Genomic DNA, 12049 nt, shown 5'->3' with positions numbered 1-12049 from the left:
AGAATTGCCTTATCGAATGAGCTCACGGGCGATCACTAATTTTTGGATTTCAGACGTACCCTCATAAATCTGAGTAATTTTTGCATCGCGCATCAAGCGCTCCACGTGGAATTCTTTTACATACCCATAACCACCATGAATTTGCACAGCTTCGGTGGTGGCCCACATCGCTACGTCAGAAGCGAACAATTTAGCCATAGCAGCGGCCCGTACGTAGTCTTTATGCTCGTCTTTAAGGCGAGCGGCTTTGTAAACAAGTAAACGGGCCGCTTCGATTTTAGTAGCCATTTCGGCCAATTTGAACTGAATAGCCTGGTGGTCAAAGATCTGTTTGCCAAACGCTTTCCGTTCCTGACTATATTTTAGGGACAGTTCATAAGCACCGGCTGCAATCCCTAAGGCCTGGGCTGCAATACCAATCCGCCCCCCATTCAGCGTCGACATGGCAAATTTGAACCCGAATCCATCCTCGCCAATACGATTCTCTTTAGGTACTTTTACGTCTGTAAACAGCAGCGAATGCGTATCGGACGCTCGAATGCCCATCTTATCTTCTTTCTTGCCAACAACAAAACCGGGAGTTCCTTTCTCGATAATCAGGCAATTGATACCCCGGTGTTTTTTTTCGCGATCGGTTTGTGCAATTACCAGGCAAATACCCGACGAGTTTCCGTTGGTAATCCAGTTTTTAGTACCGTTCACTAAATAATAGTCGCCTTTATCTTCAGCCGTGGTTGCCTGTGACGTAGCATCTGAACCCGCTTCTGGCTCCGACAGGCAAAAGGCACCAATGGTTTCGCCAGCTGCCAGCCGGGTTAAGTACTTCTGTTTCTGCGCTTCTGTACCAAAAGCCTCCAGCCCGTAGCATACGAGCGAATTATTAACCGACATAATCACCGAGGCCGACGCGTCGATTTTAGAGAGTTCCTCCATCGCCAGTACGTAGGAAACGGTATCCATACCTCCTCCACCGTATTCGGGCGGCACCATCATCCCTAAAAAGCCTAATTCGGCCATGCGTTTAACCTGCTCGGCTGGAAATCGGGCTTCATTATCGCGTTCAATGATACCCGGCAGTAGCTCGTTTCGGGCAAAATCGCGGGCGGCCTCCTGAACGGCGAGGTGTTCTTCCGATAAATTAAAATTCAATCCCTGTAATTCAATTGTTGCCGATGCCATATCAATTGTCTTGTTTGGGTACTTTACGTTACGTTTGTGATGTGTGGTAAATATAAAAAATGCTACGTTAATAGTATGCACGCATACTGTATGCTATGTTGGTTTAGGCAATTTTATCGAATGAATTCTATCCCAATTTCCTATTTTCAGGCTGAGGGCAACCAGATTGCTTACCGCAAATTTGGTTGTGGTCGATCAATCTTGCTGGCTTTTCATGGATTTGGGCAAACAAGTCAGGTTTACTTACCTGTACAGAAGCAACTTAGTCGAGAGTTCACCGTTTTTGCGATTGATTTGTTTTTTCATGGTGATAGCCGATACGCGGATGATCAATTGCTTACCAATCAAAACTGGAATGATCTGCTACGTTCTTTTTTAAAAGAACAGCGAATCGAGCGGTTTTCGTTGATGGGATTTAGTTTGGGTGGCCGGTTTGCGTTGACGATGGTCGAGGTATTTGCTGATTGCTTAGACCAACTTATGCTAATAGCCCCCGACGGTATTACACGTAGCATCTGGTATCGGCTTGCTACTGGCTCTGCCCTGGGACGTAGTACGTTTCACTACGTATTGGCACACTTGCCTTTACTCACTACGTTTGGCCATACCTTAACGCGGTTGGGATTACTAAATCGTACCGCGATGCGTTTCGCCGAAATTTCACTGGCTACGTCGGCCCGGCGTGAACTGGTCTACAAAAGCTGGACACAATTCAGGCTCATCCAACCCGACCTGAAGTTGATTAGCAAGAATTTAAACGACAGGGCGATACGTGTCCGATTCTTTACGGGGGCTTATGATCGGATTGTGCCAGGTTCGTATATACTTCCTTTGACCAAAAGGCTTCAGCATTATGAATTAGCGGTTTTAGAGACGGGCCACAATCATCTGATTGAACTGGCGGGTGAGCGGCTATAAGTAAAACTATTTCAGCGACTTATTTACAGCGTGCCAAAGCCCAGCGATGGAAACGACAACCAACACAATAACAATAATCTGCGTAGACGAACCCTGATTCGGATTTTCCAACAACGTACGAATTTCCCGCGCTTCATGCCCCGACCAGACGGCCAGAATGGTCCGAGGAGTCATTCCTAAAAAACCACCAAGCAAAATATTCTTCAGTTTCGCTCCCGATAAGGCAAATAACAAATTGGTCAGTCCGAATGGGAGAATGGGTGATAGTTTGGCGAAAAAAATGACTTCCAGTTCGTTGTTCAAAATACGATCCAGCACCGACTGCGCTTTGGGATTTCGCTGAATGAACGCCAGTACCGATTCATGGTCGAGCCAGCGAACCAGGCCATTAATGAACAGAATCCCCCCGAAATTGATCACGAACATTGGTAAAATGGCATTCCATCCCAGAAAATAACCGAAAATAAGGGCAAGCATGGTTGGTGGTGTTAATCCAGCCGACGTAATAGCGCATAACAGCGTGATACCCATCCACTGCCAGATCGTAAATTGTGCAATGACGTGTTCGTAGACTATAGCGTAATAGGTCAATACGGACGTAAAGACAATTGGCGTTACAGAAAGTACGATGCCCGCAACGGCAGGGCCGGTAAAGGTTTTAGTAACAGGACTTTTCACACTCTATCAAACTTCGAGACAGCGGTTGTGGTTTTCAGAAGTAACGTCGATGCCTATTTTCGCTACTTTTGACTATGAAATTTGCAACCAAAGCCATCCATGCCGGCATCGAACCGGACCCCACCACCGGCGCCATTATGACGCCAATTTACCAAACGTCGACCTACGTACAGGAATCGCCGGGTAAACATAAAGGATACGAGTATGCCCGTACGCAGAACCCCACCCGAACCGTCCTGCAAAATAATTTGGCTGCCCTCGAAAACGGAAAACATGGCATTTGTTATTCATCCGGTTTGGGTGCTACGGATGCTATTTTAAAGCTCTTTAAACCTGGTGATGAAATCATTGCCAGCAACGATTTGTACGGTGGTACGTATCGAATTATGGTACGTGTGTTCCAGGAGTTTGGCTTAAAATTCAAATTCGTTGATTTATCAAATCCAGCTAATCTGGATACAGCCATTACCTCGGCTACAAAAATGGTCTGGATTGAAACGCCTACCAATCCACTACTACGTCTGGTAGACATTTCAGCGCTGGCTGCTATTACGAAACAACGTAATATTCAACTCGTTGTCGATAATACGTTCGCGTCGCCTTATCTACAAAATCCGCTTGATTTAGGAGCCGATATGGTTATGCATTCTGTCACTAAATACCTGGGTGGACATTCCGATACGGTGATGGGAGCAATCATCCTGAATGATGACGACGTAGCACAACGGCTTGCATTCATTCAAAATGCCTGTGGTGCCGTTCCTGGCCCGCAAGACTGTTTTCTGGTGTTACGTGGTATCAAAACGTTACACATTCGTATGCAGCGCCATTGCGAGAATGCACTCAACGTAGCAAACTTCCTGCAACAACATCCAAAGATTAGTCAGGTGTATTATCCTGGTCTTGAGTCGCATATGGGTCATGAGTTGGCGAAACGGCAAATGCGGGGTTTCGGTGGCATGCTTTCGTTTGAACTCAAAGGTGATTTGATGACGGATGCCGTGCGCGTTATGGAAAGTTTCGAAGTGTTTTCGTTAGGCGAATCATTAGGTGGGGTCGAATCATTGTGTACGCACCCGGCCAGCATGACGCACGCCAGCATTCCGAAAGAAGAACGGCAACGTAACGGTCTAAAAGATACCTTGATTCGCCTGAGTGTGGGTATCGAAGACGTTGAGGATTTGATTCAGGATTTGGAGCAGGCGATTGGGTGATCAATTTTTGTCAAGCTTCGTCAGCATGACAAAAAGCAAACAAATTGACCAGTAGTGCATAGACGGGTCTAAAGTGTTAACTTACAGGCTCGTTCTAACTGTTAATGCGCTTTTTCTACTCGCTACTGCTTCTTTTCTGCTTCCATTCGGTGCTGGCACAGCTGCCGACGGGTTTTGTGCAGCGACAGGTAACTGGTAAGCTGAATCCTACTACACTGACGTTTTCGCCCAACGGTCGCCTGTTTGTGGTAGAGAAAGACGGGAGAATTCGGGAAATCATTAACGACGTATTGGCTCCCGATCCCTTTCTGACCCTTTCAACTATTGATACCAACAACGAACGAGGCTTGTCGGGCCTCTGTTTTCATCCCGATTTTCCACAAACGCCCTACGGCTACGTCTATTACACCGTAAAAAATCAGAATCGTAATCGGCTGAGCCGTTTTCGTGTTTCCAATGGAGTCGCTGATCCGCAAAGTGAAACGATCCTGATGGAGTTTGACCCGCTGCCGGGCACCATTCACAATGCGGGTGGACTAAAATTTGGCCCTGATCGAAAACTATACGTAGCGACCGGCGATGGAACCAATGCCCCAGCCGCTCAGCAATTGACAAGTTTATTAGGGAAAATACTACGTTTGAATGAAGACGGCAGCATTCCGACCGATAATCCCTTTGTAAATCAGTTAGCGCCCCCCTACAGCGCCATTTATGCGCTGGGCTTGCGTAATCCCTTTGCAATGGACATTGATCCAGTAACAGGCCGTATCCTGGTAGGTGACGTAGGAGGCAGTAATTTTGAAGAAATTAATGAGATAAAAGCCGGCCAAAATTACGGCTGGCCACTTATTGAAGGACCTCAGACGAATCAGGTAGCACCTGAACGTTACGCCGACCCAATTTATTCCTACCGCCACGACCCCGGTTGTGCTGTAACGGGTGTCGCTTTTTATAACCCAGCTACAATCCGATTTCCGGATGAATACAAGGGTAGTATCTTCTTCTCCGATTATTGCAGTGGTACGATTTCAATTCTGAACCCTACAACCGGTAAACTAACCAGTACATTCCTGACGAAGATTGACCGGGCACTATCCATTGCCACTAGTCCTGACGGATATTTGTACTACATCGCCCGAGGAGGATTGGGCAGTGGCAGTCAACAGGATAATACGTCAACCTGGAACGGTTCTCTACATAAAGTGTCGTTTTTTGATTCAGGACGGCCTTATATCAGTAGCCAGTCGTCTGGAAAATTAGTGCCCGTAAGTGAATCTGTTACGTTCGATGTAGAGGCCATAGGGCAAAAGCCGCTAACGTATCAATGGTGTCGGAATGGTACCCCGATCAATGGAGCCAATCAGCGAAATTATACGCTTAGCATTCCAACTTTAAGCGATAACGGTGCTACGTTTTCGTGCGTCGTGAGTAACGGATTGGGCACTACTACGTCGACGAACATACCGTTACAGGTGGTACAGGCTCAACGACCCGTAGCTCGAGTTCGCCAGCCAGCCACCAACACTACGTATCGAGGGGGCGATTTGATACTATTTGTTGGTGACGCGCTCACCGTTAATCAGCAGCCTCTTACCAATGCGAAAATGACCTGGTGGATCGATTTTCATCACGATGGGCACATACACCCGGCGCTTGACCCTGTAACAGGAGTGAATGCGGGGAGTTATCGTGTACCACGTGTAGGCGAAACTGCTACGTCGGTCTGGTATCGGGTGCATTTGCTGGTTACGGATGTATCGGGGCTGACGAGCGAAACGTATGTGGACGTAAAACCGGAGTTGGCCAGCGTTACGATCGGCAGCAGTTTAACCGGTGTGCGTGTCTATCTGGATGGCGAACCCAAAGATGCTAACGTAACATTCAACGCAGTGGTTGGCATGCTACGTCGACTCGAAACCAAGCCATATCTGGCTTCTTCCGACGGTTTTCGTAAGTTTCTGGGATGGGGAAATGGACAGAACGCCCCACTCATTACGTACGAAGTTCCGGCAGGTGGCGGCAAACTGGAGATGCAATATGAGCCGCAGCCCTCCTCTTCTGGCAATGGCCTATGGGGTGAGTATTATAAAAATACCGACGAATTAAGTGGGATCCCTACGCTCAGCCGTGCTGACGAAACCATTGATTTCGACTGGGCGCAAAGCGAACCGGCTCCTGAGATCGGATCGGATAAATTCACTGTGCGATGGACGGGCAAAGTAGTGGCCCCTATTACGGATACGTACAGCTTTTTTACCGAAACCGATGATGGAGCGCGACTTTGGGTAAACAATAAATTATTAATCGACCATTGGACGTATCAACCCTCCAGAGAATGGCTTGGGCAGATTGATTTAGTAGAAGGCCAATTGTACGATATTCGGATGGAATACTTCGAAAATGAAGGGTATGCCAATGCCCATCTGTTATGGAGTTCGCCCCAGTTTGAGCGGGCTATTATTAGTAAAACTCAATTACTGAACGACAAAGTCATTACGTCCACTCAACCCGAAACAGAACGTAGTTTGGCGGTATTCCCAATTCCTGCTCATGACCAGCTAGCGGTTCGCTACGTTGCAATAGCTACCGGAAACGCCCAACTCGAGATCACCGATTTGCTGGGCCGACTGATTTACGAACGTCCGGTCCGGTTTACAATCGGCCAAAACGAATACAAAATTGAAAGCAGTAACTGGCCAGCGGGTTTGTATCAAATAAACCTGAAATCCGCCGACCAGCCAGCTTTGTATCGGCGGGTGTTGATACGTTGAAGTTTACATTAGACTATAATTTTAAGGTGAATTTATTGATAGTGTTAAAGAACGTAATATTATCATGCACATACCTTATCAAGAGTTATTTGGCCGCCAACCTGACTTTGAAGTGACATATCATATTTATTCTCCTGAAGAAGGAGGACGAACATTGCCTGGTTTTCAAGGTACTCTTTGGGATTTTATGGATGATGTGGATCGGAATGGAATGTACATGATATATCCAGAAATACTGAATTTGACGACGAGAGAGCCATTCGAGCGGGGTATGCCAATCCCAGAGAATGGAATAGCTACCATGTGGATATTGAGTTCTAAGCTTCGCTCGCTTCATCAGCAACGTATCAAAGTCGGAACAAGAGGCTATTTTATGGAAGGGTCAAAAAAGGTTGCTGTTTGTGAAGTAACAAACATTATCAGTTTATTCAGTAATCCCGTAGAATAGAAAAGGCCGAACTCAGTGTTCGGCCTTTCGATGAAGTTAGTTATGAACACCCGAACCCATCGAAACAAAATCCAGTAAATCCTTTTAATCCTAAAAATCCCGGTTCAGACAAGCTTCTTATACTTAATCCGCGTTGGCGTCGCGTCGGTGCCCAGGCGTTTGCGTCGATTTTCTTCGTATTCTGAGAAATTGCCTTCGAACCAGTACACTTGCGAATCGCCCTCAAAGGCTAAAATATGGGTCGCAATCCGGTCGAGGAACCATCGATCGTGGCTGATGACAACGGCGCATCCGGCAAAGTTTTCCAAACCTTCTTCCAAGGCACGTAACGTATTGACGTCAAGGTCATTGGTAGGCTCATCGAGTAAAAGCAGATTGGCACCTTCCTTGAGTATCATGGCCAGGTGAACCCTGTTACGTTCTCCACCCGATAACGTACCGATTTTCTTTTCCTGGTCGGCGCCGGCAAAGTTGAATCGGCTCACGTATGCACGCGCATTCGATTGTTTTCCACCCAGCATAATCCATTCGTTGCCGCCCGAAATTGTCTCGAAAACGGTCTTGTTGGCATCTAGTCCGTCGTGTTCCTGATCTACGTAGGCCACTTTCACAGTTTCGCCCACATCGAACGTACCAGTATTTGGTTTGTCACGACCCGTGATCAATTTGAAAAGCGTCGTTTTACCGGCTCCGTTGGGGCCAATAATGCCAACAATACCACCCTGTGGTAACCGGAAACCCAGATGCTCAAATAATAGTCGGTCTCCGAATGCTTTTGATACGTCCTCAGCTTCTATCACCTTCGCGCCCAGCCGTGGACCTGACGGAATAAAAATTTCCAGCCGTTCATCTTTCTGGCGATTGTCTTCGTCGAGCAGTCGTTCGTAGGCACCCAAACGGGCTTTCGACTTCGCCTGACGCGCTTTAGGAGCCATACGTACCCACTCTAGTTCGCGCTGTAACGTTTTTTGACGCTTCGATTCGCTCTTTTCTTCTTTGGCTAATCGTTGCTGTTTTTGGTCGAGCCACGATGAGTAATTTCCTTTCCAGGGAATACCTTCTCCCCGGTCGAGTTCGAGAATCCAGCCTGCTACGTTATCCAGAAAATACCGGTCGTGCGTAACAGCGATAACCGTGCCGGGATATTGCCGCAAATGTTCTTCCAGCCAGAGTACTGATTCAGCATCGAGGTGGTTGGTCGGCTCATCGAGTAGTAGTACGTCGGGTTGTTGAAGTAATAATCGGCAAAGAGCCACTCGCCGTTTTTCTCCTCCGGATAGGTTGTCGATAATAGCTTCCTGAGGTGGGCAACGTAGCGCGTCCATCGCCCGTTCGAGTTTCTGGTCGAGTTCCCAGGCGTTGTAGTGATCGAGTTTTTCCTGTACTTCACCCTGACGCTCAATCAATTTGTCAAAGTCAGCATCGGGATCGCCGAAGGCTTCGTTAATCTCGTCGAACTCTTTCAGCAAGTTAACAACTTCCTGAACACCCTCCTCAACAACCTCCCGAACTGTCTTACCTAATTCAAATTTTGGCTCCTGTTCAAGCATACCAACAGAATATCCTGGAGAGAAAACAACTTCTCCGGTATAATTTTTGTCTATACCTGCAATGATGCGGAGCAATGTTGATTTTCCCGAGCCATTTAATCCTAATACGCCGATTTTGGCACCATAAAAAAAGGAAAGGTATATATTCTTTAGGATTTGTCGGTTTGGCGGAATATTTTTACTCACGCCTGCCATCGAGAAAATTATGGTTTCCTGACTCATTAATTTCTAATAGATTTGTGGTTGGTAACAATCCTCAAAATTAACCGACAGCGCAGCCTTAACCAAGTACATTAATGGAAAACGCTTCACTGGTAGATGAATACGGTTACGTCAAAGACGGAAAGGTATTTTTAAAAGGCTACCTGGAATATGAAGACCGCCAGATTGGCGAAGTAAAACGCACGGAGCAGGAAGCGCTCGACTATTTTAAGAATCGCTTCATTATTGCCGAGAACAAAGTTGGTCAGCTCGAAAAAGACATCGAAGAAGCCCAGAACAAAGGCTCTTACCTGACAAAACTGGTTCAACTCCGCAAGAAACTCATTGGCTTCGATGCACTCGGTGACTTTTTGCCCTTGCTCGATCGATTAGATGAGCAAGAGAAGTTGTTAGCTGATTTAATAACAGTTAATCAACGCAAGAATCTTGAGATTAAGCAGGCGCTGATTGCCGAAGCTGAAGCCATTGTCGATAGTAATGACTGGCGCCCCACGGCCGATGCCCTGCAGGAAATCAAGACGAAATGGATCAAGACGGGCCCCGTTGAAAAAGCGTCGGATGCCGAAATCGAAGGGCGTTTTCAGCAACTGCTGGATAGCTTTTTCCAGCGTCGGCGTGAGTTTTTCAACGAGCAGAACAAAATTATTCAGGAAAGACTGGATAAGTATGATGAACTGATTCGGCTGGCGTTTCGGGCGAATCGCCTGGGCGATCTGGATGCTGCTTTTCAGGAAGTGCGCCGGTTGAACAACGCGTGGAAAGCGGTGGGCGAAGTACCGATCAAGAAAAGTGGCAAGCTGTATAAGCAGTTCAAGAAAGCCACGACGATGTTCTACGCCAAGTACAACGACGCGAAGGGCATTGTTATCGAGAAAAAGGTCGATCCACGTATTGAAGCCCAGATGAAAATGGCCGACGAAGCTGAAAAGCTATCGAAACAGTCCGATATTTTTGCGGCTGCCGAACGGGCCAAAGTGCTGCTCAATAGCTGGAAAGAGATTCGGGTGCCCTTCAAAATGCAGGATAAAGTAATAAACGAGCGATTCAGGGCGGCCTGCGATAAGATTTTTGAGCTTAGTTATCTGGGACGGGTTATCACCCGGAAATACCCGGCTTTTGAACTGAAAAGCCAGAGCGAGCAGATTCGCACCAAAATTCGCGAGATGGAATACCTCGTCAGACGGGAGAAAAGCGATTTGCAGTTTGCCCTTCAGGATGCCGATGGACTTGATCCGAACAACGACGCTGACAAGCAGGTATTAAACAAGATCAACACGCAGAAACGTAAAATCGCGATGAAAGAAACCATTCTTCGCGAATTACAGAAACAGCTGGATTCGGCTGGTTATTAGGATAACGTACCAATAAAAACGAAACGTGCCACGTAGTACTACGTGGCACGTTTCGTTTTATGAACTTGTTATTGGGGTATGGAAACTAACCTGAATATCACCGCTACGTTGCCCTCAGACGCCGACTTTCGGTCGGCCATTATTCCCGGTAAATTTGTTCGACTCGAATACCTGACCGACTTAAACGAGTACATTAAAACTGACGTACTGATCAAACAACTTACTTGGGCCGACGGTGCTGAATGGCTCGAACTGGCAACGGGTGAAACCATTCCACTCGACCGGGTAGTTTATGTGTCGGGTAAATTATCGCCCCGCTACCCAGGCTACGAAAGCTACTCCTGCGATTGTTAGTTGATAACGTCGAATCCGCAATAAGGCACCAGCACCTTCGGAATACGAATGCCGTCTGGCGTTTGATTGTTTTCCAGAATCGACGCCAGAATCCGTGGCAGGGCCAGTGCTGATCCATTCAGCGTGTGCAGAAGCTGCATTTTCCCCGGTCCGTCGCCACGGTCTATTTTGGAACGTAGTTTGAGCCGGTTAGCCTGATACGTTTCAAAGTTAGAGACAGAGCTTACTTCCAGCCACCGTTGCTGCGCGGCCGACCAAACTTCCATATCATACGTTAGCGCCGACGTAAAGCCCATGTCGCCCCCGCAGAGACGTAGTACGCGATAGGGCAATTCCAGTTTTTGGAGCAGTCCCTGAACGTATTGACTCATTTCTTCCAGCGCAGCATACGAGTTTTCAGGCTTCTCGATCCGGACAATTTCCACTTTATCGAACTGATGCAGCCGGTTCAGTCCACGTACGTGCGCACCCCACGAACCCGCTTCGCGCCGGAAACAAGGCGTATAACCCACGTTTTTGACCGGCAACTGCCCTTCTGGTAAAATGACGTCACGATACAGATTGGTAATCGGAACCTCAGCCGTGGGAATCATATACAATTTGTCTTCAGTAACGTAGTACATCTGCCCTTCCTTGTCTGGTAATTGTCCCGTACCAAAACCAGAATCTTCGTTGACAACAATAGGCGGCTGAACTTCGGCGTAACCAGCTTTCAACGCTTCGTCCAGAAAAAAGTTAATCATGGCTCGCTGCAAACGCGCCCCTTTCCCCCGATATACCGGAAAACCCGCTCCCGAAATTTTGACACCTAGTTCAAAATCAATCAGCGGTCCACCATCGGGACCATATTTTTTGATGAGTTCCCAGTGGGGTTGAGCGCCATCATATAACGTCGGTTTCGCACCGTTTTCAAGCACAACCTCGTTGTCATCAGCGCTACGTCCCGGTGGTACGCTACTGTGCGGAATATTCGGAACCGTAACTAATACGTTCTGTAGCTCAACTTCTATCTGACGTAGTGATTCAGCCAGATCTTTCGAACGTACTTTCAATTCCGCTGTTTCGGCTTTTGCGGCTTCGGCAGCCGTCTTATCGCCACTTTTCATCAACGCCCCAATCTGGCTCGCTTTCGCGTTCGACTGAGATAATACGTCGTCAAGTTCACGTTGAGTATCGCGTCGTTGCTGGTCGAGCGTTAGTAGCTGCTCAACGACATCGGGCGCATTGGCAAAGTTTCGTTTCTGGAGGCCGGCCAGTACGGTTTCTTTATTCTCGCGAATGAAAGCAAGTTGAAGCATCAGGTTGTAATGATAAGGCGTTTTACTTCTATGTTTTGGTACGTTCTGAGGGCTTATACTTACGT

General features: G+C 47.4%; 10 protein-coding genes. 6 read left to right on the top strand and 4 right to left on the bottom strand.

The window, feature by feature from the left end:
* Positions 1–9: 9 nt before the first annotated feature.
* On the bottom strand, positions 10–1179 hold the full coding sequence (locus IC229_RS18110; protein WP_317171595.1) for an acyl-CoA dehydrogenase: 1170 nt from the start codon (positions 1177–1179) through the stop codon (positions 10–12).
* A gap of 120 nt (positions 1180–1299) precedes the next feature.
* Here IC229_RS18110 and IC229_RS18105 point away from each other — a divergent pair, with 120 nt between their 5' ends.
* Positions 1300–2097, top strand: coding sequence for an alpha/beta fold hydrolase (locus tag IC229_RS18105; protein ID WP_190888415.1), 798 nt, complete (start codon positions 1300–1302; stop codon positions 2095–2097).
* Between the two features lie 6 nt (positions 2098–2103).
* Here the strand turns inward: IC229_RS18105 and IC229_RS18100 are convergent, their stop codons facing one another.
* Positions 2104–2775 carry a TVP38/TMEM64 family protein gene (locus IC229_RS18100; RefSeq protein WP_190888414.1) on the bottom strand — a complete coding sequence of 224 codons (672 nt, stop codon included), beginning with the start codon at positions 2773–2775 and terminating at the stop codon, positions 2104–2106.
* Positions 2776–2849: 74 nt separating this feature from the next.
* Between IC229_RS18100 and IC229_RS18095 the strand changes: the two genes are divergently transcribed.
* From IC229_RS18095 to IC229_RS18085, 3 genes are all read left to right on the top strand, one after another.
* A complete protein-coding gene (locus IC229_RS18095; protein ID WP_190888413.1) occupies positions 2850–3989 on the top strand; it encodes a cystathionine gamma-synthase in 1140 nt (379 codons plus the stop codon).
* Between the two features lie 104 nt (positions 3990–4093).
* Positions 4094–6760 carry a PQQ-dependent sugar dehydrogenase gene (locus tag IC229_RS18090; RefSeq protein WP_190888412.1) on the top strand — a complete coding sequence of 889 codons (2667 nt, stop codon included), beginning with the start codon at positions 4094–4096 and terminating at the stop codon, positions 6758–6760.
* A gap of 64 nt (positions 6761–6824) precedes the next feature.
* Positions 6825–7208 (top strand): hypothetical protein, encoded by a 384-nt coding sequence (locus IC229_RS18085; protein WP_190888443.1) that lies wholly within the window; start codon positions 6825–6827, stop codon positions 7206–7208.
* A 104-nt stretch (positions 7209–7312) separates the two neighbouring features.
* On the opposite strand, the gene ettA is transcribed toward IC229_RS18085, so the two are convergent.
* The gene (gene ettA, locus IC229_RS18080) at positions 7313–8980 is read right to left on the bottom strand and encodes an energy-dependent translational throttle protein EttA (protein WP_190888411.1); all 1668 of its coding nucleotides are present in this window, start codon (positions 8978–8980) and stop codon (positions 7313–7315) included.
* 74 nt (positions 8981–9054) lie between these two features.
* Here ettA and IC229_RS18075 point away from each other — a divergent pair, with 74 nt between their 5' ends.
* Entirely contained in the window at positions 9055–10332 is a 1278-nt protein-coding gene (locus IC229_RS18075; RefSeq protein WP_190888410.1) for a DUF349 domain-containing protein, read from the top strand.
* 78 nt (positions 10333–10410) lie between these two features.
* On the top strand, positions 10411–10686 hold the full coding sequence (locus IC229_RS18070) for a hypothetical protein (protein WP_190888409.1): 276 nt from the start codon (positions 10411–10413) through the stop codon (positions 10684–10686).
* On the opposite strand, the gene serS is transcribed toward IC229_RS18070, so the two are convergent.
* Complete coding sequence (gene serS, locus IC229_RS18065) at positions 10683–11984, bottom strand: serine--tRNA ligase (protein ID WP_190888408.1); 1302 nt, start codon at positions 11982–11984, stop codon at positions 10683–10685. The genes IC229_RS18070 and serS overlap by 4 nt on opposite strands.
* Positions 11985–12049: the final 65 nt, after the last annotated feature.

Source organism: Spirosoma profusum (genome assembly GCF_014699005.1).
Taxonomy (GTDB): domain Bacteria; phylum Bacteroidota; class Bacteroidia; order Cytophagales; family Spirosomataceae; genus Spirosoma; species Spirosoma profusum.
This window is presented reverse-complemented; position numbering and strand designations above follow the sequence as displayed.